Source organism: Acinetobacter sp. GG2, from assembly GCF_000292385.1.
Taxonomy (GTDB): Bacteria; Pseudomonadota; Gammaproteobacteria; order Pseudomonadales; family Moraxellaceae; genus Acinetobacter; species Acinetobacter seifertii.
In genome coordinates, this window is record NZ_ALOW01000034.1 from 109,638 (window position 1) to 135,390 (window position 25,753).

General features: G+C 41.0%; 19 protein-coding genes and 2 tRNA genes. 16 read left to right on the forward strand and 5 right to left on the reverse strand.

The genetic code is table 11. The features are described 5' to 3' along the window. Positions 1–8 precede the first annotated feature (8 nt). Together B554_RS0110155 and B554_RS0110160 are read left to right on the forward strand one after the other, a co-directional pair. Positions 9–1,034, forward strand: coding sequence for an enoyl-CoA hydratase/isomerase family protein (locus tag B554_RS0110155; RefSeq protein WP_019457969.1), 1,026 nt, complete (start codon positions 9–11; stop codon positions 1,032–1,034). 120 nt (positions 1,035–1,154) lie between these two features. Further along, on the forward strand, positions 1,155–2,516 hold the full coding sequence (locus tag B554_RS0110160) for an MFS transporter (RefSeq protein ID WP_029767766.1): 1,362 nt from the start codon (positions 1,155–1,157) through the stop codon (positions 2,514–2,516). Positions 2,517–2,658: 142 nt separating this feature from the next. On the opposite strand, the gene abaI is transcribed toward B554_RS0110160, so the two are convergent. Together abaI and B554_RS0110170 are read right to left on the reverse strand one after the other, a co-directional pair. Beyond that, on the reverse strand, positions 2,659–3,225 hold the full coding sequence (gene abaI, locus B554_RS0110165) for an acyl-homoserine-lactone synthase AbaI (protein WP_081400350.1): 567 nt from the start codon (positions 3,223–3,225) through the stop codon (positions 2,659–2,661). 63 nt (positions 3,226–3,288) lie between these two features. Next, complete coding sequence (locus B554_RS0110170; RefSeq protein WP_004705983.1) at positions 3,289–3,705, reverse strand: DUF4902 domain-containing protein; 417 nt, start codon at positions 3,703–3,705, stop codon at positions 3,289–3,291. Positions 3,706–4,522: 817 nt separating this feature from the next. Here B554_RS0110170 and abaR point away from each other — a divergent pair. The 9 genes from abaR (at position 4,523) to B554_RS0110215 (ending at position 21,544) form a co-directional block, all read left to right on the forward strand. Beyond that, positions 4,523–5,239, forward strand: a complete 717-nt coding sequence (abaR, locus tag B554_RS0110175) for a LuxR family transcriptional regulator AbaR (protein ID WP_019457973.1) — start codon at positions 4,523–4,525, stop codon at positions 5,237–5,239. 760 nt (positions 5,240–5,999) lie between these two features. Then, on the forward strand, positions 6,000–7,889 hold the full coding sequence (locus tag B554_RS0110180; protein ID WP_019457974.1) for a fatty acyl-AMP ligase: 1,890 nt from the start codon (positions 6,000–6,002) through the stop codon (positions 7,887–7,889). A gap of 51 nt (positions 7,890–7,940) precedes the next feature. Continuing rightward, a complete protein-coding gene (locus tag B554_RS0110185; protein WP_081400359.1) occupies positions 7,941–9,716 on the forward strand; it encodes an acyl-CoA dehydrogenase in 1,776 nt (591 codons plus the stop codon). Continuing rightward, a complete protein-coding gene (locus B554_RS0110190) occupies positions 9,713–9,973 on the forward strand; it encodes an acyl carrier protein (protein ID WP_001030690.1) in 261 nt (86 codons plus the stop codon). The genes B554_RS0110185 and B554_RS0110190 overlap by 4 nt, the downstream gene beginning before the upstream one ends. Then, positions 9,970–13,929, forward strand: a complete 3,960-nt coding sequence (locus B554_RS0110195) for a non-ribosomal peptide synthetase (RefSeq protein WP_019457976.1) — start codon at positions 9,970–9,972, stop codon at positions 13,927–13,929. Before B554_RS0110190 ends, B554_RS0110195 begins: the two co-directional genes overlap by 4 nt. Before the next feature lie 24 nt (positions 13,930–13,953). Beyond that, the gene (locus B554_RS0110200; RefSeq protein WP_019457977.1) at positions 13,954–17,604 is read left to right on the forward strand and encodes an outer membrane lipoprotein-sorting protein; all 3,651 of its coding nucleotides are present in this window, start codon (positions 13,954–13,956) and stop codon (positions 17,602–17,604) included. Continuing rightward, positions 17,601–18,872, forward strand: a complete 1,272-nt coding sequence (locus B554_RS0110205) for a hypothetical protein (protein WP_019457978.1) — start codon at positions 17,601–17,603, stop codon at positions 18,870–18,872. Before B554_RS0110200 ends, B554_RS0110205 begins: the two co-directional genes overlap by 4 nt. Positions 18,873–18,924: 52 nt before the next feature. Further along, entirely contained in the window at positions 18,925–20,790 is a 1,866-nt protein-coding gene (locus B554_RS0110210; RefSeq protein ID WP_019457979.1) for an alpha/beta fold hydrolase, read from the forward strand. Beyond that, on the forward strand, positions 20,783–21,544 hold the full coding sequence (locus B554_RS0110215; RefSeq protein ID WP_019457980.1) for a 4'-phosphopantetheinyl transferase family protein: 762 nt from the start codon (positions 20,783–20,785) through the stop codon (positions 21,542–21,544). Before B554_RS0110210 ends, B554_RS0110215 begins: the two co-directional genes overlap by 8 nt. Before the next feature lie 173 nt (positions 21,545–21,717). On the opposite strand, the gene B554_RS0110220 is transcribed toward B554_RS0110215, so the two are convergent. Together B554_RS0110220 and B554_RS0110225 are read right to left on the reverse strand one after the other, a co-directional pair. Next, positions 21,718–21,793, reverse strand: a tRNA-Gly gene (locus tag B554_RS0110220). Between the two features lie 45 nt (positions 21,794–21,838). After that, positions 21,839–21,914: transfer RNA gene (locus tag B554_RS0110225), tRNA-Gly, on the reverse strand. A 230-nt stretch (positions 21,915–22,144) separates the two neighbouring features. Between B554_RS0110225 and B554_RS0110230 the strand changes: the two genes are divergently transcribed. The 5 genes from B554_RS0110230 to B554_RS0110250 all read left to right on the forward strand — a co-directional run bounded on the left by B554_RS0110230 (position 22,145) and on the right by B554_RS0110250 (position 24,978). Then, complete coding sequence (locus B554_RS0110230; protein WP_019457981.1) at positions 22,145–22,453, forward strand: BolA family protein; 309 nt, start codon at positions 22,145–22,147, stop codon at positions 22,451–22,453. A 12-nt stretch (positions 22,454–22,465) separates the two neighbouring features. Next, positions 22,466–22,858: a SirB2 family protein gene (locus B554_RS0110235; protein WP_019457982.1), complete on the forward strand. Its 393-nt coding sequence runs from the start codon at positions 22,466–22,468 to the stop codon at positions 22,856–22,858. Between the two features lie 75 nt (positions 22,859–22,933). Then, positions 22,934–23,776, forward strand: a complete 843-nt coding sequence (locus B554_RS0110240; RefSeq protein ID WP_019457983.1) for a ParA family protein — start codon at positions 22,934–22,936, stop codon at positions 23,774–23,776. Positions 23,777–23,786: 10 nt separating this feature from the next. After that, positions 23,787–24,173 (forward strand): hypothetical protein, encoded by a 387-nt coding sequence (locus B554_RS0110245; RefSeq protein WP_005071968.1) that lies wholly within the window; start codon positions 23,787–23,789, stop codon positions 24,171–24,173. 214 nt (positions 24,174–24,387) lie between these two features. Next, on the forward strand, positions 24,388–24,978 hold the full coding sequence (locus B554_RS0110250) for a LysE family translocator (RefSeq protein ID WP_004883927.1): 591 nt from the start codon (positions 24,388–24,390) through the stop codon (positions 24,976–24,978). Positions 24,979–24,986: 8 nt separating this feature from the next. On the opposite strand, the gene B554_RS0110255 is transcribed toward B554_RS0110250, so the two are convergent. Next, positions 24,987–25,628, reverse strand: coding sequence for a DedA family protein (locus B554_RS0110255; protein WP_025465185.1), 642 nt, complete (start codon positions 25,626–25,628; stop codon positions 24,987–24,989). Positions 25,629–25,753: the final 125 nt, after the last annotated feature.

The window sequence follows — 25,753 nt, forward strand, 5'->3', positions numbered from 1 at the left end:
TCAATAAAATGAATACAGAAAATCACTTAATGATTGAGCGACAAGGTAAGCTCGGCATGATTACCTTAGACCGAGTGACTCATCTCAATGCATTGTCGCTAGATATGATTAAAAGTATTGGTGCCCAATTGGAACTGTGGCGAAATGATGCTGCTGTTCAGGCAGTATTAATTAAGTCAAATAGCCCAAAAGCCTTCTGTGCAGGTGGCGATATTCGCTATCTCTACGACAGTTATAAAAATGGCACGGCTGATTACAAAGGCTACTTTAGTGCCGAATATAAAATGCTAGATATACTGCGTGAATATGCAAAGCCAGTCATCGTCTTGCTTGATGGCTATGTTTTAGGTGGCGGATTTGGCTTGGCTCAAGCTTGTCACATTGTTGTGAGCAGTGAAAAGTCCAGATTTGCTATGCCTGAAACAGCGATTGGCTTTTTCCCAGACGTTGGCGCAACGCATTTCCTGTCTCGCCTTGATGATATTGGCGTTTATATGGCAATTACGGGCGAGCAGATCAGCAGCAGCGATGCGCTCTATCTCGATTTAATTGACTACCATGTGCCAAGCGAGCAGTTACAAGCTTTGCAAGATGCTCTTGTTGAGGCACCAAGTTTAAGTAAAGAGGGAATTGAACGCATCATTACCCGATTTATTACTCGCCCTGCCGAAAGTGAACTCAAACAATTGGCCGAAGGCATCCGTAAACACTTCGGATATCAGCATTTAGATGAAATTGAGCAAAGTCTTGAAAATGAACAAGATGAAAGCTTAAAGACTTGGGCAAGTAAGATGCTCAGTATTTTGCAGCAGCGCTCATTTATTGCCAAACAAACCAGTTTGAAACTGCAACATTTAGGCCGTGGGCTTTCTTTACCGCAGTGTATGCAGCTTGAACGTGATTTACAGGACATTTGGTTTGAGCATGGTGACTTTATTGAAGGTGTCCGTGCTCTCATTGTCGATAAAGACAAACAACCACAGTGGCAAGAACGTAATTCGAAATTTGAGCCAATTTTAGAAAAATTGAGCTAAGCCTTATTACGCAACTCTAAAAAGCTTAAGGAGATAAAGCGAGACCTGAAAATGCTTATGGTCAGGGCTGGTCATAAGCATAAAAAAGATAAAACAAGAAAATCTAAAAAGGATATTACGATGCAATCAATACATGGAAACGGTTCACATCCTAAAAAGTCGTCACATCGATTAGCAGGCATCTCTAGCATGGTCGGCACCACCATTGAGTGGTATGACTTTTTTATCTATGGTGCGGCGGCAGCGCTGATTTTTAACAAGCTATTTTTTCCTAACTTAGACCCACTTACAGGTGTACTTGCGGCATTCGCTACCTATGCCGTTGGTTTTATTGGCCGTCCACTTGGTGGTTTAGTCTTTGGTCATTTTGGTGACAAGATTGGCCGTAAATCGATGTTACTACTGACCTTGATGCTCATGGGAATTCCAACGGTACTCATTGGCTTATTACCGACTTACGAATTAATTGGATACTGGGCTGCAATTGGTTTGGTTGTCTTACGATTCATTCAAGGTATGGCCATGGGTGGTGAATGGGGCGGTGCGGTGCTTATGGCCGTTGAACATGCTCCCGAAGGCGGTAAGGGTTTTTGGGGAAGTTTGCCACAAGCCAGTACGGGTGGTGGTTTAATGCTAGCCTCGATTGCATTAGGACTGGTGTCGTTATTACCTGAGCAAGCATTGTTTAGCTGGGGCTGGCGTTTACCATTTCTTGCCAGCATTATTTTACTGGCAGTGGGTTGGTACATTCGGGTAAAAGTACCAGAGTCACCAGATTTTGAAAAAGTAAAACAGCAGTCCGAAGAAGTCAAAGTTCCTGCCTTACAAGTTTTTAAAAACCATCCAAAGCAACTCATCACCATTATTTTGGCGCGTGCTGCCGAAAATGCATGGTTCTATATTGCTTCAACCTTTACATTGGCTTATACCACTGCGCAACTTGGAATCGCACGCCAAGACATTTTGTTTGCCACCATCTGCGGTGCAATAGTCATTTTATTTATGACGCCGTTGTGTGGACATCTGTCTGATAAGGTTGGCCAACGCAATATGTTTATGTTTGGTCTATGCATACTGGCGCTTTATAGCTATCCATTTTTTACCATGCTCAACACCAAAGATCCGGTATTAGTTTGGACAGCCATTGTTTTAGCAATTGGAGTTGTATTCCCAATTATGTATGCGCCGCAAGCTCAGCTTTTTGCACGTCAATTTCCAGCAGAAATTCGTTATAGCGGAATTTCAATTTCGGTACAGTTAGCAGGGGTGCTTGGTGGTGGTTTAGCGCCGTTAATTGCGACCAAACTTTTAAGTATCGGGCAGGGTAATCCTTACTTAATTATGATTTATATTGGATCTATGGCTATCGTTGCGATTATATCGACTTCATTTATGCCACGTGATTGGCAGACTAAAACTGATGAGGCTTACCATAAGAAATCAGAATTAAATTTGAAAACCAAAATTACTGAGCAGTCTTAATATTAAGTTTGATTCTTTCAAATAGAGAAAAGCCCTAATCTTTTGACTAGGGCTTTTGAAATTTAGCGAATGAAACGAGATTCGGGCTTAAGACCTTCATCTTTGCTATGTCACCAATATTCTTAGACTTTGATTTAACAAACTACACTTCAATCAAGCATGCAAACATGGCATATCCATCAATCCTCATTGGTGGGCCTGCACGATGGGCACGAAACCCAGCAGCACGTAGTAACCGCTCTACCCCAAGAGGTGAGGTGGTAATAAGTTGTTTGGCACCTTGGTCTCTTGCAAAGTTAATTGCTTCTTGCAGAATGGCAATCGAAACAGGTGATGATACTGCTTGAGTCGCTGTGGTAGGTGGATTCGAGAAATCTACGGCAGAAAACCTTGAGAGTTCCCAAATTTCTGGTGAGCAGGGAATAGGCATTCCATTCATTAATTGAGGAAATATTTCACCCAGTAAATACGGTTGAGTTGTAGGTAGTAATCTGGCACAACCAATAATATTGGACTCTCTGTCTTGAGCGACGACGTAAGCTGTATCGACTTTATCAAATTGATCTAATTCTTCATTATGTGGACAGTTTAACTCCCATCCCAAATGTTCAACAAACACCTTGTAGCGGTAACTTTTAAATTTGGTATATAAGCCTTCTGAAAAATTGTTTTGAAATCCAGCAATAATATTCATTACAAGTGCTTCCACTTATTTTTGATGTGACTTTACTGAACAGCTAAGAAGGCGGTAACTGTAAAAATTTACAGGTTGCTAGGAGAAATTAGGGCTCAATTTAGACTTTGTTAATCTTGTATTGATTTGGGCATAAATGAACTGTTCCCAGAACAGGCTGTCAATTTTCTTCTCGATTAATGATCCAGTCACATCAAATCCAATATCTGTACCAGATACATCAACGATCATGATATTGCTTCTCGGCAGGCCAATTCGTTTTAAGCTAGCGGACCCATTTTGCTCAATGAATACCCAGTCCCATCCAGTACTTAAAGCAGGGGTCTTTAGTGTTGCCCATTCAGTAAAACCGTAATAGAAAATTTGTGAATCTTCGATTTGTATTGATTCAACAATGGATAAGATGTGTCGGAGAGGGTGGTTCATAAGCTGGTTTTCATTCATCCGAATAAAACCATCTGCTGAGATTGGAAAGTGAGTGGGTATGCTGACCATGCTACCTGTTTAAGTAACCTAAAATGGAATTCTACTGATAAATAACATAAATTATTGCCAATGAAATACTGTCATATTTAACAGGTTAAAGATAATTCCATGGCCTATATCGTTAAGCTGACCTTATTAGAGGGGTACTTGGATATTAAGATTTACTTATATGAGAATAGAGTAACTTTAGTTCTTTAGTCGAAAATAACTTGTTGAAATTTACGAAATCATACGACCGATGATGAACTTTATATGGATTATCTATTCTCATTATTGAAAGGATAATCATAAGCAATACAGATTATGATGTAATTATTTGATTTTTTAAATTATTGTAGATGCTTTTAGTTTCTATATATAATAAATGGTAAAATTTCATAATTTTAGGTATTGTTGGAAGTTATTATTAAATTAAATTAATAAAAATATCTCGTTGATAATAAGTAGTGGAGTCTTAGCATTTATTTAAAAATAATTATTTTTTGGAATAAAATGCATCCTATAAAAAAAATTTTTCAAGCATAATCTGCACCTGAAATATAACAACCTTAAAAGCTTTTAGAAATTTAGTTTATCTGAAGAATTTGCACCCATTTAGGCTTAAAAGTGTTGTTAATTGAATGATGAATTCAAAATCTGTAATTGAGAAATCAATAAAAGAGGAATAGGTGTTCAAATATTTTAGTACCTAAAAATCTTTTAGATTCTCGCAGCGCTTTATTGGAATAAGGGTAAAAGATAAGGCCTATACTTCAATTTGATTGCTTGGATTCATAAGATGAAACTGAACAAAAAATGATTTTTGGCCGGAGTCTAATGAGAGCAAATGGAAAGTTGGCAAGAGGATTTATTATCAGCATTTTTGATCGTGCAAGATGAATACCAGTTATTTGAAGTCGTCAAATCGACAGCATCAAAGCTTGGATTCGATTATTGTGCTTATGGTATGCAGTCACCATTATCTATTGCTGAACCAAAAACAATTATGCTGAATAATTATCCTCAAGCATGGCAGCAACGCTATGTGGAACAGCAGTATATTAAGGTCGACCCAACTGTTCAGCACTGTATGATTTCACTGAAACCTCTTGTCTGGTCAAGTCAATACACTCATACACAAGCAGAGAAGGACTTCTGGGAGGAAGCGCGTTCTTATGGTTTAAATGTCGGTTGGGCACAGTCAAGTCGTGATTTCATTGGGACACGTGGAATGCTAACTTTGGCAAGATCCAGCGATCAATTATCTGAAAAAGAACAAAAGGCACAATATACAAATATGTATTGGCTAACTCAAACTGTACATTCCAGCATTGCTAAAATTGTAAATGATGTTGAGTTCTCTCAGTTTAATCTATATTTAACGAACCGAGAAAAAGAGGTACTACGTTGGACGGCTGAGGGTAAAACGTCAGCTGAGATTGCACAGATTCTTGGAGTAAGTGAAAGAACCATAAATTTCCATCTGAGTAATTCAATGCAAAAACTAAATGTGAATAATAAAATTTCAGCAGCAATTCGTGCTGTAATGTTAGGACTATTGTAAAACTAACTTTATAATAAAAATAATATTAAATTTAAATGGTTGTGATGTGTATTTTAAATTAAATTTAAAAAATTATTTATTTTAATAAAGATAAATAATTTAATTATTTTTTTAAATTTAATTTTTGTTTGAAATATAATAATTATCAAAATTAAAATGTTCTTTTTAATATATTTAATTCTAATTTAACTTTTATTTTTTATGGTCAGAAAGTAAGATAAATTTCACAACCTATGTATATATTTGGTTTTAAGTATTTAATCATAGCTTAAGCATAATTAAATTAAGGTTTTTATTGGCACTAAAAGTTGTGGAATTAAATATGGTTTTTAGTTAGATTGTATATAACCATTAAAATCATAAATTTTATCTAAAATAAGAACCTAAAGTTAAGAAAAAATGAAAATCCAAACTCAGTATGTTTTTTGGGTTTAGATAAACTTAATAATATTGGCTTGACATTTTCTAAACCGAGGCTATTAGGGTGGTTTTTTAAGTTTAATTAATTACAAGAATTTTGTAATCTTTAACTTAATAAAAATGATTATAAAAGATAACTAAGCTCTTAATTTTAAATAAAAGTTGCCTAACCTGTTAACACTTACAGGTGTAATAAAAAACACCCGCACATAAAATATAATGTGAATTTATATTTTAAACAAAAAGTATATTCATTTTTATTAAAACCCCCAGCTAGAAGTTGAATTTCTGAAACAACAGGTTTCTTTGAAGGGTTAATTATAATTAATCGGAGTAAGTTATGGCTGTAATGTGTACGGATAATATCATTGCAACTTTGGAATCCCACGCGAAATTAAATGGAGCTAAGACCGCTTTCGAGTATTTGGGACGCCAATCGGGTGGTATTCAAGCTTTGACGTATGCAGATCTGAACGAGCGAGTTCAATATCAAGCTCAGATATTACTAAACCTTGTAAATAGTGGCGATCGTGCAGTATTGCTATTTGAACCTGGTCTAGACTTTATCGTTTCGTTCTTTGCTTGTCTAAAAGCTAAAATCATCGCAGTACCAGTCAGCTTACCGTTTAATCGTAATGGTTTTTCTAATATTTTGAATATTATGAATGACTGTGAGCCAAAGATAGTACTCACAACAAAAAAGATTCTTGAGCTATCAGGTCTGATCACATTAAAGGCTCAAAATGAAAGCTTAATATTACATGCCGTTGATGCCCAATTGCAGCGTGATGTAGTGGAAAAAGATTTTCCGCTTATTGATGAAGATGATGTTTGTTTCCTTCAGTACACTTCAGGATCAACAGGTTGGCCTAAAGGGGTGATCGTTACCCATAAAAATATTATGGCAAATGAGGTCATGATTGCCGAAGCCTTTTGTACGCAGCCGGATGATATTGGCCTGACATGGTTGCCTGTTTATCACGACATGGGATTAATTGGCTCAGTTTTACAGACCGTTTATGTCGGACTGACTTGTTATGTTATGTCGCCGCTGGACTTCATTCGAAAACCGCTGAAATGGCTACAATTCATTAGTGAAAAAGGCGTCACGATCAGTGGTGGGCCAAACTTTGCTTATGAGTTGTGCTTGCATCGTATCTCTGATGAGGACGCTGCAGCGCTTGATCTGAGTCGCGTTCGTGTAATGTTTAACGGTGCTGAGCCAATCAAAGCTCACGTTATGCAGCGCTTCATGGAGAAGTTTAATACTCAGTCGAAATTGAAGCTGGATACTTTCTTGCCATGTTATGGCTTGGCAGAAGTCACGCTTTTAGTCAGTGGGGTGACTGGTCCTCTCAATGCAATTTCACTTGATCGTGACAAATTAAATGCCCACTTGGTAGAAATCAGTCAAGACCAGAATGCTGTACAAGTGGTGAGCTGTGGCAAGATCTCTGCACACATCGATTGCCGTATCGTCAATCCACACACTCATCAAGAAGTAGCTGCTCATGAAGTCGGTGAAATCTGGTTGGCAGGTGAGAGTGTCACAGCGGGTTACTGGCAGAAGCCAGAGGTCAATCAGGAAACTTTTGCCGCGACTATTGTCGATGACTCGGGTCAGCCTAGCCAATTGCATTACTTAAGAACGGGAGATATGGGCTTTGTCAAAGATGGAGACCTATATGTGACTGGTCGCCTTAAGGATGTGATTATCATCCGTGGCAAGAACTATTATCCACAAGATATCGAGTGCTCTGTTGAAATGGCGCATCCTGCTGTTCGTAAAGGCTGTGTTGCAGCAGTGAATGTTGCTGATTCTGACGGTGTTACGGTTGTACTTGAAATCAAGAAGAAGTCACTAGACAAGACTCTCAATTTTGAAGCCATTAGAACTCAGGTCAAAGAACAAGTGACAGCTGAGATTGGCTTGCCTGTAGAAGGTGTCTTTTTACTACATCAAGGCCGAATAAATAAGACCACGAGCGGCAAAATTAGAAGAAGAAAAATTAAAGAGCAGATCGAACGCGGTCAATTGGTCTGTTTAACCCATCCAAACCGTAGAACGGTGATTGCTCGAAACTATGTCAAGAACGGTTTAGAAGTCATCCGTGATCGTGAGCAGCGGGGGCAGCTGATTCGTTATAGCTCCAATCTACTCAACTCAATGATCAAGGAACGTGAAGTGCGCAAGCTGATTTTTAATCGTCTGAAAAGTGCTTTGTTTTAAACCCTTACCCTTTAATCATTTGAGTGAAAATTCATGTCACTTACGTCCAATTTGCGGCAGTTTCAATCTGCTGCTCGTCTGGAGCAAATTTTAGGCTCCGTACATGATACTAACAACGACTTTTCTTGGTCTGCTGCCATCGAACGTGATGAGAAAGAACAGTACCCTCAGCGTGCTGTTGATTTTCTGAATGCGGTAGGTATGAACCGTTTCTATGTACCTTCAGAACTTGGAGGTCGTATGGAAATTGGTGAAGAATTGCTATATCTACATCGCGTGCTGGCACGACGTGATCTAACTATCAACTCGACCTATAGCACGAATGCTTGGTCTGTGATTGTCTGGATCGGCGGTAATGCGAATCAATGCCAAAACATCGCTAGTCGAATTTTGAGTGGTGCTGCTCCAGCGCTGGCTTATAGCGAGAAAGCCCATGGCGCCGACCTGCTATCGAGTGAAGTGACAGCGCAATCTACCGAGAGTAAATATGTTTTAAATGGCGAAAAATGGTCAATTAACCGTGCCACTTTAGGAGACTCTTTAAGTCTGATCGCTAAAACATCAGACGATCGTGGACCACGTAGCCTAAGCGCATTCTGGCTCGATAAGCGTCATATGGCCTCAAAAGAAACATATAGCCTGAACCGACTACCAACAGTGGGTATGCGTGGTCTAGATATCAGCGGTATTGGTTTTAACAACGCTGAAATTCACAAAGATGCCCTGATCGGTGAAGAAGGCCAAGGCCTAGAGCTTGGGCTTAAGACGCTACAGGTAACACGTGCATATTGCAGTAGCTTCTCTCTAGGTGCTGGCGATACGATGCTACGCATTGCGACCGAGTTTGCTATTGAACGCGAGTTATATAATAAAAAAGTAATCAGTATTCCGTTGGTACGTGAGCAGCTCGCTACAGCTTATGCCTACCTTTTAGCGGCTGAGGTGTTATCACTTGTTGGTGCGCGTGGTTTGCACGTATGTATCAATCAGTTCAGTACATGGTCACCAATCGTCAAGGTGCTGGTACCTGAGTATGTAGAATCACTTGCCAAGATCACTTCTTCAGTACTTGGGTCACGCTTTTTCTTAAGAAATGCGTATGCGGATGGAATGTATCAGAAAGCATTCAGAGACCATCTGATTGTTAGTGTGTTTGACGGTAGTAGCACCGTTTGCCTAGACAGTCTGAGTTTTCAGCTCAAATCTGCCAATAAAGGTCGTAGCAAAAAAGCCGACCATCTCAATCAATCAGAAGCTAAAGCACGCTATCGCCAGTTGTATGACTTGCAGGTAGAGACAGGCGCTATTGATTTCCGCGAGCTTGAGATTTTCAACCGAGATGGTGATTTGGTGATGGAATCACTCGAAACAATCATCGAAATGCTCAACGATGCCGATGTCACAGCAGGATTGTCTGCTAAGACACTTACTACGCTACGTGAACAAGCAGGCCAACTTCTGGTTGAACAACGTTCTTTAGATCAAAAAATTCAGGATTACTTCTCAAATTCTGAGCAGAGCAAAGAGTTTGAAACGTTGCGCTTTAATCTTGCTCGTAGCTACGCCGAGTTATTTGCTCGTATTGCCGTGTTGGGTTTCTGGGTTTTTAACCGTAAGGCCCTAAGACCAGCTTTACAGGATGGTGCATGGCTGATCATTTTCTTAAATGCCGCTGAAGGACAGACAGCTCCTCCTATGACGTCATTGCGTGAAAGTACATTGGCAGATTTGCTAGACCGAATTTCAACTAACCATATGTTATCCGTCATCGATTTTGCACTGGCACCACGTGATGCCAAACCGGTTAAAGAGGAGATTACCCCATGAATAAAGATAAAGCTTACTGGAGCGCAATTATTCGTACGCTAGTAGCCAAAGAAATGCGCGTAGAGCCTGAGACGATTGATCCAGATCAAAAATTTACCAGTTATGGTCTTGATTCGATCGTTGCTTTGTCTGTATCTGGGGACTTAGAAGATCTGACAAAACTGGAGCTTGAGCCGACCCTCTTATGGGATTACCCAACAATCAATGCGTTGGCCGAATATCTTGTTTCTGAGTTGCAACAGGGAGTTGCTTCATGAACAACCTTGCACGACTAGAACCGGAAGTTCTGTCGCGTCATGCGATTTCTGCGGAACAGCTTGGTATTTGGTACATCCAGCGTCTTGAGCCAACTTGCAGTGCCTACAATATGGTGGTGGCCTTTGATGTGAAGGTCAATCAACCATTAGGCAACAAGCCGATGGAGATTCTGGAAGCGGTCATGCATGATTATCCGCTGTTGCGTGTCAGCATGCCTGCCAATGATCAGGGAATTGAGCAACTCATCTGGGATTGCGTCTATCCGAATATCATCTTTTCTGATGCTCGTCATATTGAAGCTTCTGATTTGACGCAATTGGTTGAGCAAGATACTAAGCAGCCATTTGACCTGACTCAGCCACCATTGTGGCGTGTTCATTGTTATGAGCGTGGACAAAATCACTATGTGATTGCCGTTGTGATTCATCATGCGCTCATGGATTTTTGGTCAATTGGTCTGTTGCTGCGAGACATTAGTAAACGTTTTGGACTCGTTGCAGAATCGGATACAGTGAACGGAATTGAGTTTGCACAGTATGCCGATAAGCAGCAGAGCAGCGTAATCGATGATACTGATGAAAGTTTACTTTTCTGGAAAAATGCACTGAAGCATGCACCACATGTGCATAGCATTCCGCTTGATTATCCTCGTCCAGCTGTACAGCAGCATAAGGGTAGCTCACTGGCTTTCCGTGTACCTGAATCAGTGTCATCTGGTCTTGTAAACTTGGCGAAAGATTATGAGATCACATTGTTCGGACTTGTGCTATCGGGGTTCTATATCCTGCTGCACAAACTATCTAATGAAAATAATCTAGTTATTGCCACACCTGTAGCTGGTCGACTTGAACGCTCTTTGCGTAATGCATTGGGGCAGTTCGTCAACACAATAGCTATCCAGATGGACATCGATGCTGATTTGACTTTACGTCAATTTACCCAGCAAGTTCAGGAACAATTAAGACAGAGCCTTAAGCATCAAAAAGTTGCTTTTTCTAGAGTAGTTGAGGCTGTTTCACCAAAGCGTGATGGCAGTATTAACCCATTGGCTCAGGTAGGAATGTTCTGGGAACGTCTAGGGGGGATGGACGAGTTTAAAGAACTACTTCTGCCAATCCAGACCCCAGCTACTTTGGTTGGTCAAGATTTAACTTTAGGAAGTTTTCCAGTTCGCCAGCAAGAAGGACAGTTGGATATTACGCTAGAAATGGGCGGTGAATATCAGGGTGAACTTGTTGGTGTATTGAAATATAACACTGAGTTATTTTCTGCGCAGTCTGCCGAAAATATGGTGCAGCTGCTGCAAGCTGTACTATCTGAGATGGTGGCTCATCCAGAACGTAAGATCGTTGAGCTAAATATCGCACCTGATTATAAAGATGGCATTCAGTTCGAGGCCCTCCGTGGAAAGGCGACTGATTATGCTCAGCATGATCTATTCGCAATGATTTTAAAGCAGATCGATGATCGTGGTGATCATCATGCTTTGACCTCAAATGATCATGCGGTTAGCTACCGTGAGTTAGGTCAACATATTGCTGGTATTGCTGAATATTTGCGTGAACACGGCATTACACGTGGTGATCGTGTAGGTCTCATGTTAGACCGCACAGCGTTATTGCCAGCAGCAATCCTTGGGATCTGGGCGGCAGGGGCAGCTTATGTGCCACTTGATCCTAACTTCCCAACTGAACGTTTACAGAACATCATTGAAGATGCCGAACCTAAAGTCATCTTGACTCAAACCGAGTTAATGGATGCTCTTAACAGTTCTGTGCCTCGCTTAGATATCAATCAAGCTGGTGTTGTAGCACTTGAGAAAGTGCGCGAGACGCTTGCTTTTGGTGACATAGCTTATGTGATGTACACATCAGGTTCGACAGGTAAGCCTAAAGGTGTTCGTATTGGGCATCCTTCAATCATCAATTTCTTGCTATCTATGAATGATAGATTGCAAGTAATGACTGAAACTCAGTTGTTAGCAATCACCACGTATGCATTTGATATTTCAATTCTTGAATTACTCATTCCGCTTATGTACGGCGGTGTGGTGCATGTTTGCCCACGTGAAGTATCACAAGATGGTAATCAACTCGTAGACTATCTAAATGCTAAGTCTATCAATGTCTTGCAGGCTACACCGGCTTCTTGGAAAATGCTCTTAGATAGCGAGTGGAGCGGCAATGGAGGGTTGACTGCACTCTGTGGAGGCGAAGCGCTAGATACTATTCTTGCAGAAAAACTGCTGGATAAAGTCGGCTGTCTCTGGAATGTGTATGGACCGACTGAAACTACAGTGTGGTCTAGTGCAGCTCGTATCACCGATGCAAAGTATATTGATTTAGGTGAACCACTGGCGAATACTCAGCTTTATGTCCTTGATGAGCAGCAGCGTTTAGTTCCGCCAGGCGTTATGGGTGAGCTTTGGATTGGTGGTGATGGTCTGGCAGTTGATTATTGGCATCGACCTGAATTGACAGATGCACAATTTAGAACATTGCCATCTCTACCAAATGCCGGTCGACTCTACCGAACAGGGGATAAAGTCTGTCTGCGTACAGATGGACGCTTGACTCATCACGGACGTCTAGATTTCCAAGTCAAGATCCGCGGATTCCGTATCGAACTAGGTGAAATCGAGAATGTTCTCAAACAGATCGACGGTATCACAGATGCAGTAGTGCTGGTTAAGACCACAGCTGACAGCGACCAGAAACTGGTGGCGTATGTAACTGGACAAGAGCTTGATATTGCTGGTTTAAAAAAGACCCTGCAAATCCATCTTCCAGCTTATATGGTGCCAAGTGCGTTTATCCGATTGGATGAATTTCCAATGACGGCCAACAATAAGTTGGATCGTAAGGCATTTCCTGAGCCGATCTTTGAGCAGAGCAATGATTATGTTGCACCGCGTGATCCGATCGAAATCGAATTGTGTACTACCTTTGAACAGATCTTGTCGGTCAAGCGAGTGGGTATACACGATGATTTCTTTGAATTAGGTGGGCATTCTTTATTAGCTGTGAAGCTTGTCAACCATCTCAAAAAGGCTTTCGGTACCGAACTGTCAGTTGCTTTGTTGGCACAATATTCCACTGTGGCGAGTCTGAGTGAAATCATTCGCGAAAATAAAGAAATTAAACCATCTATCGTAATTGAACTACGCCGTGGAACTTATGAACAACCGCTGTGGCTGTTCCATCCAATTGGTGGCAGTACCTTCTGTTATATGGAGCTTTCGCGTCATCTCAATCCGAACCGTACTTTACGTGCTATTCAGTCTCCTGGACTGATTGAAGCCGATGCTGCGGAAGTGGCGATTGAAGAAATGGCGACGCTCTATATTGCTGAAATGCAAAAGATGCAGCCTCAAGGCCCTTATTTCCTCGGTGGCTGGTGTTTCGGTGGTGCGATTGCATATGAGATCAGTCGTCAGTTACGTCAAATGGGGCAACAGGTCACAGGTATTGTCATGATCGATACTCGTGCTCCAATTCCAGAAAATGTGCCTGAAGATGCCGACGATGCCATGCTTTTGTCTTGGTTCGCCCGTGATTTAGCTGCACCTTATGGCAAAAAGTTAACGATCCCAGCGCAATACTTGCGTGAATTGAGTCCAGATCAAATGTTTGATCATGTACTTAAAGAAGCTAAGGCCATCAATGTTCTACCGTTAGATGCTGATCCATCAGATTTCCGACTTTACTTTGATACCTATTTGGCGAATGGCATCGCACTTCAGACCTATTTCCCAGATCCTGAAGATTTTCCAATTCTACTGGTCAAGGCCAAAGATGAGCAGGAAGACTTCGGAGAAAGTCTAGGTTGGGATCAACTGGTCAAAGAAACGTTTACACAAGTGGATTTGCCTGGTGATCATTCATCAATTATGTACGCTGAGAATGTCGTGGCTGTAGCCCAGACCATTGATCAGATGTATCCAATTCCTGCATAAGAAATACAAGAAGGTAGAACCACTATGGTGACCATAGAACATGCTTTCCTCATACCGGCCGAGATTGACAAGGTTTTCAACTACCTTGCAAACCCGGCTAATGATGCAGGTTGGCAATTGTCGTGTAAGCATTCTGAACTGCTAGACAGTACTCCGCGTGTGGGCAGTAAGTACGAGATTGGTTTTAGCTTTATTGGTCGCGAAATGTCCTTTAAAGGTGAGATTACACATCTAGTACCGAATGAATTGTATGCGTTTAAAGTAGTGGAAGGACCCTTTCACTACACAGGTACTTACCGTTTCAAACCACATGCAGAAGGTACGTGGATTGAATGGGTGTTTGAGGCAGAGCCGGGTAGCTTTTTTGGTGTATTGCCGCCAGCGCTGCTAAAAAAGATGGTACTCGCTCAGTTCAAGAAAGATGTCGATAATCTTCAAGCATTGGCTCAAAAGGGTGAAGCCTATGAGTCGGTTGGCAATGAAAATAAACCAACTATCGAGACCAGTAAACCACCTCGTAAGACTCAACAAGTAATGGAGAAATACGCACGTTGGATTCTTAGCCATCGTCGTATTGTGTTGACTGTGGTGATGCTCTTAACACTTGCTCTAGCGTATCTGGCATCTGGTGTAAAAATTATTATTGACCCAGATGCACTTGCGCCTAAAGGGCATCCGTACATCACCTCGACCAAGCTGATTGAAAAGAAATTTGGCTCCAAATATATGGTTGTGATCGGTATTACACCGAAGCAGGGTGATATTTATCAGCCGCAAGTATTGGAGAAAGTCAAACGCATTACCGAAGAAGTGGATAATGCACCTGGTGTAGTTCGCTCAACTATGATGAGTCTGGCTGCACGTCAGGCAAAAGGAATCGAGGCGAATGCAGAAGGCTTCGATGCCAAGAAACTATTACCAAGCAGTTCAGTGACTCAGGAGGATATCGATCACCTGAAAAAACTACTGGCACTGAATCCAACCTATATGAATTCAGTGGTATCGAAAGATCAACGAACTGCTGCGATTTTGCTTGAGCTTGAGGAAAGTCCAGAGGGCTTCCAAAAGATGATGGGCCCGATCAACAAAATCGTAGAGAGTGAACAATCTAAAGATATGACCATTAGTGTCGGTGGCAATCCTGTGTATCTGGATAAAGCTGAAGACTACTCTAAGCGTATCAATATCTTGTTCCCGATTGCTGTATTGGTGATTGGTTTATTGCACTTTGAAGCATTCCGTAGCAAGCAAGGTTTGATTCTGCCACTCGTTACAGCTTTGTTGGCTGTGGCATGGGGTATGGGCATGATGGGCTTGTTCAAACAGCCAATGGATATCTTTAACTCGCCTACGCCGATTCTGATTTTAGCTATTGCGGCAGGGCACGCCGTGCAGTTGCTCAAACGCTACTATGAAGATTTTGATCGTCTGATTGCTCAAGGGATGGAACCTAAAGCTGCCAATAGCGAAGCTGTAGTGCAGTCTTTGGTTCGTGTGGGTCCAGTTATGGTATTGGCTGGTGGTATTGCAGCGGCTGGATTTTTCTCTCTGTTGACCTTCAACATTCCCACTATTCGTTCATTCGGTATTTTTACAGGAATCGGGATCATCAGTACGCTGGTGATTGAGATGACTTTTATTCCGGCACTTCGCTCAATGTTGCCACCGCCTTCGGTTGTGAAGGTCAAACACAAAGGCTTGCCAATCTGGGATTGGATTCCAAACCGTATTGGTGATGTCATTTTATCAGTTCGTCCACGAATGATGCTAATGACCGCGATTGCGGCAATGGGCGTCTTTCTTGCTATTGGCACGAGCCGTATTGTGGTAGACAACGATAGCCGTAATTTCTTCGCTCGCGACTTACCAATGCAACAAGACGACAGATTCTTGAATCAGTCTCTTGGTGGCACAAACAGCCTTTATATTATGGTTGATACGAAGGTTCGTGATGGTATTGAAAACCCTGAAATCCTAAAAGCGATTGATAATACAGAAAAGTTTGCAAACTCAATTCCAGAGGTCGGTAAAACCATCTCTATCGTGGACTATATCAAACGAATGAATCAGGCAATGAATGCTGATCAGCCTCAAGCATTTCAGGTTCCTGCAACCAAAGATGTCGTTGCTCAGTATCTGCTGTTGTATTCAATGTCTGGTGAGCCGACTGATTTTGATTCATACATTGATACGACTCAGCGCTATGCCAAGATCACTGTTCTTCTGAAAACAGGCAGTAATCATCGCATTAAAGAAATCCTAGAGTCGCTAAAAACGTATATGGCGGGTCAATTGGGTGATAAGGCTGTAGTAAGTTTTGGTGGTGATGTGACGCAGACCATTGCCTTAACTGAAACAATGGTTCACGGCAAGCTCATGAACATTTTACAAATTTCATTTGCCGTATTCTTTATTTCAGCATTGGTTTTCCGTTCGATTTCAGCAGGACTGATTGTTCTTACACCACTTCTGTTCTCAATTCTTGCCATCTTTGGTGTGATGGGATGGCTCGACATTCCGCTCAATATTCCAAACTCACTCATCTCGGCCATGGCTGTAGGTATTGGTGCGGATTATGCCATTTACTTCCTCTACCGCTTGCGTGAAATCTTGCGCGAAGAAGGCGGCGATATCAAAGACGCTATTCGTAAAACTTTAAGTACTGCTGGTAAGGCATCTCTTTTTGTCGCGACTGCGGTTGCCGGTGGGTATGGCGTATTGTCCTTATCACAAGGCTTCCACGTCCATCAATGGCTCGCAATGTTTATTGTGATTGCGATGCTGTTCAGTGTATTTGCAACCTTAATTATGGTACCTACAATGATTCTGATGTTGAAACCTCGTTTTATCTTTTCTTCAAATAAGAAGAGCATTCCTGTTGCACAAACAGTTGTGACAAGCCTTTTGTTGGGTACAGCGCTCACTTTTTCATTACCTAAAACATCTCATGCAGATGAAGTTCAAGACATTGTTAATCGTAGTGATGATGCCTCTAAATTCTTGTCTTCAACCGCTAGCGCCAAATTTATTTTGACCTCTAAAAATGGCGAGCAACGTGTACGTTTAACTAAAAATATGACTAAGCTTGCTGGAAATACTCAGAACAACATGCGTTTGACTGAGTTCATCTCGCCAGCAGATGTTCAAGGAACCACGACGCTGTTAATTGAAAATGCAAAAGGCAGCGATAGCATGTTTGTCTATTTGCCTGCATTGAAAAAAGTACGCCGTCTTGCATCAGCGAATAAAGGTGATGCTTTTATTGGTACGGACTTTAGTTATGGTGATGTGCTTGGCTATAAGCTCAGTGACTGGAAGTACACGAAACTGGCAGATGGCAAATTTAATGGTAAAGATTGCTACATGATTGAAGCAACGCCAATTAACAATACTGTGAAGAGTGACTTTGGTTATAGCAAACGTCGTATGTGCATACTCAAAGATAACTTTGTTACAGCAACCATCGACATTTGGGATACAGCAGGTAAGCCTTTAAAACACATTGAGTTCACCGATATCCGTCCTTACGGCAAAGTGAAACCAAGATGGCAAGCCATGAAATCTATGGCGAAAAATCTGCAAACTCAACATATGACGCAAGTGATCGTCAATGATTTTGTGGCAGAAAAAACTTTATCCGATAAGCTTTTCTCACCGCAGAGCCTTGAAAAATGACGCAAGGTGCCTATTGGGTGTTTGCATGCTGCAGTAGCTTTATGCTACTGCAGCATGCTTATGCAGATGACAGTGAAATTAGTTTTGTGAGCCAGAACTCAGCCAGACTCGATGTGTGGTCATCAGATCGTGATTTAAGTTCGTTAAAAAACATTGGACAGGCAAGTTTCTGGTCCAATGGTACGCTCAAGTTTAACCCTGCATTTAAGCTGCATTACGACATCGTGGTTGGAGACGAAACGGACCATACTGTTAACCCGGATCAAGTGAGTAAGGTAAACCGTAACTTACGTGAGTTATATACCTCTTATAACTGGGATCAGACCGTTTATGTTGATATTGGTCGTCAGATTGTCATCTGGGGAAGGGCTGATGGCATTAACCCAACGGATAATCTCTCGCCTCGTGACTATACGCGTCTAGTACCAGATGAGACAGATCAACGTCTTGGAAATGATGCACTCAAATTGACGTATATTCCTGAATCTGGAACCAATAAATGGACCGCATTATGGTATCCGCGTAGTCGTTCAGATGTGATTCCATTGCGTCAGATTGCTGGTGTTCAGTATGACATAGACCGTAAGAGTCGTCCTATGTTTGCAGTACGTTGGGATTATTCTGTAGATGGTCTAGATGTCGGGGCATCGTATTTTTCAGGTTTGGATCACATGCCTGATTTGTCACTACAGTCGTTATCTCCAGCAGGGGCAACATTACAGCTGAAAAATAATCCTATGTCTGTCTATGGAGTAGACTTCAGTTATAACCATAACGATATCGTATGGAGAGGTGAAGCTGCTTATACAAAGACTGACTCGGATGGTAGTGAAGATCTTACACACAAAAAAAATAATTTAACTGTGGTCGTGGGTCCAGAATTATCATTAAAAAATTCCACGCTGAGTTTAATGGGCGTGTACAAACATACGGAGGATGTAAGGTCTGCCGATAGCTTAACAGATCCATTATTGAGAGAAGTTTACCGTTATCAACAAACCATCAGTGACCAGTATCAACAGAATCAGTATGGCGCTATGCTGCGCTATGCACTTAACCTAATGAATGACAACCTAAAGCTAGAGTTTACAGGGTTTTATTTTGCACCAGAGCCTAATGAATTATTGAGAGTGCGTATTAACTACAACCTCAATGATCACTGGCAGTTGAATGCAGGTGGAGATCGCTTCTGGGGCAAAAATGATACGGTGTTAGGACAATTTAGAGATAACAGTCTGGTGTATGCCCAGATCCGATATAACTTTTAAGATAATTCGCTCCAAAACAATGCTGGATTGCCCAGCCCTAATAAGGTGACTTATGGATAATTTAAAGAACGCAAAAAAAGATAATTTTTCACGGAAGACCATATTAGTAACAGGTGCAGCAGGTTTTATTGGCAGCAGACTAGTCGTTGATCTTTTGCGTGAGGGTCACCAAGTCATTGCTGCACTACGTAATGCTGCAACTAAGAAAGATAAGCTGCTAGGTTTTATTGCAACAGAAGGGCTTGCTGATCCATCTATTTCATTTGTTGAATATGATTTGAGCCGTGATTTTAAGCTGGACTCTCTGCTAGCGGATGCTCAGGCAAAGATCCATGTAATTTATCATCTTGCAGCATCATTTAATTGGGGTATTAGCAAAGCTGAAGCTGAGCGTACAAATGTTAAGTCAGGACTCGCCTTGATTGAATGGGCCGCAACATTGAAGCAGCTTGAGCGATTTATCTGGATTGGTGGATATCGTGTGGCTGCTCCGCCACAAGAGTCGGCTGATGAGTTGTATTGCAAACATGGTGGCTATGAAGCTTCAAAAATTTTGGGTTATCAGGCTTTCATTGAGGCTTGTAAGCGTTTAAATGTGCCATGGACTGCAATAAATCCAGCTACAGTTATTGATGGTTTCTATAAGTATGGCGATATGCAATATATCGGTATTGCGGACATGATTGATAAGCTCTATCAGGGACGTCTACTGGCATTGCCAGGTGGCCGTGACACATTCCTGCCACTATGTAATATGCAGTATATCGTGAGCTTTTTAATCCGAACGATGTCTTATCCTGAGACGATTGCTCAGGAGTATATGCTGCTTGATCCTAAGACACCGAAATTTCATCGCCTCGTTCACCTCGCTGCCGAGCATTTAGGGGTTAGCTCACCACATTTACAGCTACCTAAAGGTCTATTAGAAAAACTACCTGAAGTATTACTTGACGGTTCTAAAGAACAACTCTCTTTCATTTCTACTGAGCACTATCATGTTGATGGGGCAGAGGCGATGGCAGTGAAGATGGGCATCGCGGACTTGATTAATATCACTCCATATTTCTCTCGTTGGATTGATCGTCTGGTGCTTACACGCTTTGGTCGTATGCAAGTTTCAATACCTAATTCTTTTAGTTATCAAAACCGATATTGGACAGAAATTTATACTAAACAGTCGGTTGGTTCGGAAAAATCTTCTGCATTATTTTTACACGGTATTCCATTTGATAGTGCATGTTGGTCTCCAATTATCAATAAAATTACATACGATCAGGTCGCTATGATGGACTTACCCGGACTTGGGCGTTCGGGTAGTTATGAGGTGATTGAAGATAACAATCATCAGTTTATCGATACTGCTGCAAAGCTTTTAGCGCCAAATAGTGTTGTGATTGCCCACTCGTTAGGATGTCTCTTTGCATTGAACCTTGCAAAGAAATACCCAGATAAAGTTGCGCGTCTTATTCTCATATCGCCTTATTTTGTTCAGGCACAGGCTGCTAAAATGTTTCAGATACAAGCGATATCTAATCTGATTTTCCGTTTTGTGCCAAAAGATATGATTGCTAAAGACCTACATCCAGATGGACAAAAAAATCCATCTGTTGGTTATGCGATGGATTCATTACGCCGGGTGTCGGTAGCCAAGCATATTAGTGAGTATATGCACCGTATTAGTTTGCCTCAGCAGCGAGCATCTCAAACAGCTTTGTTAAACGAGCTTAGCTCTAAAGTTGAAATCATTGTTGGAGAGAAGGACCCACTTGTTACCACAATCAGTCCTAATATTCCTGTACATAGCATTGCTGGTGCAGGCCATAATCCGCATGTGACCCATGTAGAAGCAGTTTATGATTATCTCACGCCTGTTCTAACTAAATACATCAGCACTACAGCACAGCTTAGTGATGTCTGATATAGCCCAAGTACAGGTTTTTGTTTGCCCTGTTTCACGGGTACCACAAGATCATGTGATATTGAGTCATTATCTCAGCTTTCTCAATGCAGCAGAAAAGTTGAGATATGATCAATATCTTCCTCAAGCAGCACGTCTTTTCTTGATTTCTCGTGTCTTAACGAAGTCTGTTTTAGCAGATAAGCTGGGTATCTCACCCCATCAAGTCAATATTCAATTACAATCGAACGGCAAACCTTTTGTACAAGGCGGTAAGACTATTTATTTTAATCTTAGTCACTCAGCGGACGTTATTGTCCTTGCTCTGACTGGAGAAGGAGAAATAGGCGTCGATGTTGAACGAGTGAATCGAGAGTTCGAATGGAGGCGTGTCGACAGTGTGTTAGCGCTGAGTGAAATAGACTGGATTCAGGAAAATGAAAGTGCTGATCCATTCAGCGTATATCAGCGGTTTTTTCAAATATGGACCTTAAAGGAATCCTATATTAAATGTACTGGTCATGGAATGAGTAGCCATTTAAAGAAGCTTAACTTTCATATCTTGGCTGAACATATAAAGTTTCTTGATGCAATCAAGGATACTCAAGACACAGAGCAATATCATTTTCAAAGCTATATTTATGATTGCAATTTTATATTTTCCATATGTTTGCAACAGAGCCACAATATAGAACGCTTTAATATGGAATGTTTCCAATTACTGCCGTGTATATCTATGCATCCAATGAAGCCGACACCCTGCGAATATACCTAAATTAAATGAAGAACTGCAATTTAAAAAAGTGAATCTGGTAGAAGGTAGAAAGCCTTTCGTTGGAATTGAATTGAGTTCTTCTCAGTAAGTTATGCTGTGAATCGATAGAGTACAAAAATAAGAATCGGTAGAAAGAAAAAAGCCCCAGTCTTTCGACTAGGGCCTTTTAAATTTGGAGCGGGAAACGAGACTCGAACTCGCGACCCCAACCTTGGCAAGGTTATGCTCTACCAACTGAGCTATTCCCGCATATATGAGCAGTTTTTACTAAAACTTTCTCAAAAAAAACCAATTTGGAGCGGGAAACGAGACTCGAACTCGCGACCCCAACCTTGGCAAGGTTATGCTCTACCAACTGAGCTATTCCCGCGTGCCGCTTATAATACATTAAGCAAAACAAGGGTCAACAACTTTATGCAAATAATTATGCTGATTGCATAAAATAAAAACAGAAATGAGCATTTAGAGCTATTTTTATTGATAAGTTGCCGAATAAATAGACATTTTATTCGAAGTCAAAGCATACAAGAGCAACTTTTGTTTGTGTGTAGACAGGGTATACTAGGTTCAAATATATGAATAATCGTAAAAGGAAAAGCTATGAGCCTTGAACAACAGTTGATTGAACGGTTAAAAACCCTTGCACCTAGCCATTTGGAAGTTATTAACGAGTCTGCTGGCCACGGTGGTTATTTCCCAGGTAAAGAATCACATTTTAAAGTGATTGTGGTAAGTGAAGAGTTTAACGGCTTGCGTTTGGTTCAACGTCATCAAAAAGTGTATGCGTTGGCTTCTGATTTAATGAATCCAGGTCAAATCCATGCTTTAGCAATTCATGCTTATTTGCCAAGTGAGTGGCAAGGTCAAGCGCCAGCGAGCCCAGAATGTGCACATGCACCTAAAAGCTAAGGGTTAACTTTCATGGATGCACATTTAATCACTAAGATTATTCATATGACTGCGGTGGCGGCTGCACTTATGGTGTTTGTTTTACGCGCTTCTACACTATTCATTGGTGTTCAGGGGCAACAACCTAATCCAGCAGGCCGTAAAGTATTAGTTGCTTTGCAGCATTTGTCATTTACTGTGGTTTTTATTACTGGTGCAATTTTATTGGTGATGAAGAATTTTCAGGTTCAACCATGGTTTTACGCGAAAATTATCTTATTTTTAGTGCTGTTATCATCACTAATGAAAGCCTTTAAAAAGGATGACACTATTTTATTGGCACAGCGCCGTGCAGGTTTAGCTATTAGTGCAGTCGCATTTATTGCCATTATTATTTTGGTCATCGTGAAACCAGTTTTTGCTTAATTGTTCTACATTCTTTGCCTTTTTGCTTAAGCTCTAGGTTAAACTGCATACAATAAAAAATATGCAGAGGGAAACATGTTAACTCGTGTGGTATTTAACCAAAAAGGCGGTGTAGGGAAATCAAGTATTACTGTAAATTTGGCTGCGATTAGTGCCAAACATGGCTTTAGGACCTTGGTTATCGATCTGGATCCTCAAGCCAACTCTAGCCAATACCTTTTAGGCGAAGAAGCAACATACGCTGCTGATAAAGCCGTTTTAGAACCAAATATTGAAAACTTCTTTGAAGATGTGCTGGGGAATAATCAACAAAAAGGTCTAATTGGTAATGCATTAGGCTCAATTTTAAAAGCCCCTCGGAACAAAGACCTCGACAGTTTTGTGCACTCGACATCCTTTGATAAATTAGATGTACTTCCAGCAAGCCCTACGCTTGGTGCACTTGAGCATGCACTTGAAAGCAAGCATAAAATTTATAAATTGCGAGATTCTATTCAAAGCTTAATTGGGCGCTATGACCGTATTTATATCGATACACCACCGGCTTTTAACTTTTTCACGTTGTCTGCCTTAATTGCAGCAGATAAAGTCCTGATTCCTTTCGACTGTGATGTCTTTTCAAAGCGTGCGTTACAAACATTGATTGAAAATGTTCTCGAAACGCAAGATGATCATAATGATCGCTTGGAAATTGAAGGAATTGTGGTGAACCAGTTCCAATCCCAAGCAAAATTACCTCGGGAAGTGGTCCAGCAGTTGAAAGATGAAGGGTTACCTGTGCTCAATAGCATGTTACCGCCTTCAATTTTAATGAAAGAATCGCATCAGAAAAATTTACCTTTGGCCCATTTGGCACCAGAACATAAATTGACTCAGGCTTATGAGACATTATTTGGTGAGATTGAGCCAAAACGATAAGAGAAAAATGATGAAAGGCTTATATATTGCGCCTTTGGTGGCAGCCACGTTACTTCTTGGCGCTTGTGCTACAACGGTAAAACCGACTTATGTGTCTCCGACACAGTATCAATCTTTGAGTTGCCAACAACTGCAAAGTGAATATAACCGTATTCAACAATATATCGACAATGGCGTACAAACTCCAAAAAGCACAGGTATGGGTGTTGGGCTTGGACTTGGTGGTGGCTGGGGACGAGGTGGTTGGGGATTCGGTCCATCCATCTCTGTTAATATGGGGCAATCTTCTTCAACCAAGAACACCGAACTTTCACGTGTTTTAGGCCAACAAGAAGCAATTGTTCAGGCAGCTCAGTTTAAGAATTGTCCAATTATTGTCCGTAAAAAGGCGAATTAATAGTCATCTTTGCATCACAATATGCTAGTCAAAGCATATTGTGATGATTAAAGTTTAGCAAAATGTTTCATAATAAAATAAATATAAATCAGTATCTTAGTTTAAGATGGTTACAATGATACTTGTATTTTTTCTCGTCAAGTTATGCTCTTAACTTGCTATATTTTGTCTATTTCGTTTAAGGTGGCCCCATCTTTACCAATGTGGAAACTTTATGATTGAAAGCTGGTTTTTTGTATTAGCAATGTTGGCTGTTTTGCTTATTCCTGGGCCGACAAACGCACTACTTGCAACCGCCGCTCACTCACAAGGTTTATCTAAAACATTCTGGCTTATTCCAATGCAATGGTTAGGTTATGCCTATGGGATTAGCTTTTGGGCTGTCTTTATTCATTTAGCAGCTCCAGTTTGGCCTGCGCTACTGCTCATTTTGCATATTACCAGTGTGTTATATGTGTTCTGGATGGCATTTCGTTTATGGAAAACTACGCATTTACAGCAGTTTAGTCAGAACCATCGTAATATTCGCCCACGTCAGTTATTCTTCTCTACTTTAAAAAATCCTAAGTCCTTACTGTTTGCAGCTGGTATTTTTCCTGCCGAAACATGGAATTCGCCTGAAAATTTTCTTATGGTCTTTGCGGCTTTTACATTGACGCTTATTCCTGCGGCGAGTTTCTGGATGATTTTTGGTCGTGCTTTATTGACAGGTTCAATGCAAAAAATAAAAGCCGATCATTTATATAAAGGATCGGCCATGTTACTCATTTTATGTATGCTTCCGGTGGTATTCCGTTTCTTCTAAATGAAGCTTTAAACGTTGGCTTTACGGTTTTTTAACTTCTCACGTATAAACCCGATAATACCTGGTAGCACACTAATAATAATGATGCCGAAAATAAGGTGGGTAAAGTTATCTTTAACGATTGGCATATTTCCAAATAGATAACCTAAGGTTACAAAAGAAGCTACCCAACAGAATGCTCCAATTAAGTTATATGTCAGGAAAAACTTATAATTCATGCTACCAGCACCTGCCACAAAAGGAGCAAATGTGCGGGCAAATGGAATGAATCGAGCAAAAATAATCGTTTTACCACCATGGCGGGCAAAGAATTCTTGAGTTTTGGTTAAGTGCTGCTTATTAATAAATCTAGAGTTCATTTCAAACACACGTGGACCGATAAAACGTCCAATATGATAGTTGACTGTGTCACCTAGAACTGCAGCAATAAAGAGCAGAGTACCTAGCAACCATGGATCCATCTTACCTGTAGATGCCGCTAAAGCCCCTGCTGCAAATAATAAACTATCGCCCGGTAAGAACGGCATGACCACTAAACCGGTTTCGACAAAAATAATTAAAAATAATATGCCATAAATCCAGACTCCGTAATTTGTAATAAATTCGGCGAGATGCTGGTCAACGTGTAGAATAAAATCAAGAAGTTCCATGAGATAGCTGAGTGGTAAACCGTGCTCAAATCCTAGCAGTGAGCCCATAGAAAGTCAGTATAGAACATCAAAAAGATACAAATTAATCATCCTATTTGTGCAACGATATATATGGATTTTGAGTA

What these genes read in the sequence shown, in the direction of transcription:
- B554_RS0110160 (WP_029767766.1), top strand. Translation starts at nt 1,155, where the DNA reads ATGCAATCAATACATGGAAACGGTTCACATCCTAAAAAGTCGTCACAT.
- B554_RS0110200 (WP_019457977.1), top strand. Translation starts at nt 13,954, where the DNA reads ATGGTGACCATAGAACATGCTTTCCTCATACCGGCCGAGATTGACAAG.
- B554_RS0110255 (WP_025465185.1), bottom strand. Translation starts at nt 25,628, where the DNA reads ATGGAACTTCTTGATTTTATTCTACACGTTGACCAGCATCTCGCCGAA.
- B554_RS0110245 (WP_005071968.1), top strand. Translation starts at nt 23,787, where the DNA reads ATGAAAGGCTTATATATTGCGCCTTTGGTGGCAGCCACGTTACTTCTT.
- B554_RS0110235 (WP_019457982.1), top strand. Translation starts at nt 22,466, where the DNA reads ATGGATGCACATTTAATCACTAAGATTATTCATATGACTGCGGTGGCG.
- B554_RS0110180 (WP_019457974.1), top strand. Translation starts at nt 6,000, where the DNA reads ATGGCTGTAATGTGTACGGATAATATCATTGCAACTTTGGAATCCCAC.
- B554_RS0110195 (WP_019457976.1), top strand. Translation starts at nt 9,970, where the DNA reads ATGAACAACCTTGCACGACTAGAACCGGAAGTTCTGTCGCGTCATGCG.
- B554_RS0110190 (WP_001030690.1), top strand. Translation starts at nt 9,713, where the DNA reads ATGAATAAAGATAAAGCTTACTGGAGCGCAATTATTCGTACGCTAGTA.
- B554_RS0110240 (WP_019457983.1), top strand. Translation starts at nt 22,934, where the DNA reads ATGTTAACTCGTGTGGTATTTAACCAAAAAGGCGGTGTAGGGAAATCA.
- B554_RS0110210 (WP_019457979.1), top strand. Translation starts at nt 18,925, where the DNA reads ATGGATAATTTAAAGAACGCAAAAAAAGATAATTTTTCACGGAAGACC.
- B554_RS0110155 (WP_019457969.1), top strand. Translation starts at nt 9, where the DNA reads ATGAATACAGAAAATCACTTAATGATTGAGCGACAAGGTAAGCTCGGC.
- B554_RS0110230 (WP_019457981.1), top strand. Translation starts at nt 22,145, where the DNA reads ATGAGCCTTGAACAACAGTTGATTGAACGGTTAAAAACCCTTGCACCT.
- B554_RS0110170 (WP_004705983.1), bottom strand. Translation starts at nt 3,705, where the DNA reads ATGGTCAGCATACCCACTCACTTTCCAATCTCAGCAGATGGTTTTATT.
- B554_RS0110205 (WP_019457978.1), top strand. Translation starts at nt 17,601, where the DNA reads ATGACGCAAGGTGCCTATTGGGTGTTTGCATGCTGCAGTAGCTTTATG.
- B554_RS0110215 (WP_019457980.1), top strand. Translation starts at nt 20,783, where the DNA reads ATGTCTGATATAGCCCAAGTACAGGTTTTTGTTTGCCCTGTTTCACGG.
- B554_RS0110250 (WP_004883927.1), top strand. Translation starts at nt 24,388, where the DNA reads ATGATTGAAAGCTGGTTTTTTGTATTAGCAATGTTGGCTGTTTTGCTT.
- abaR (WP_019457973.1), top strand. Translation starts at nt 4,523, where the DNA reads ATGGAAAGTTGGCAAGAGGATTTATTATCAGCATTTTTGATCGTGCAA.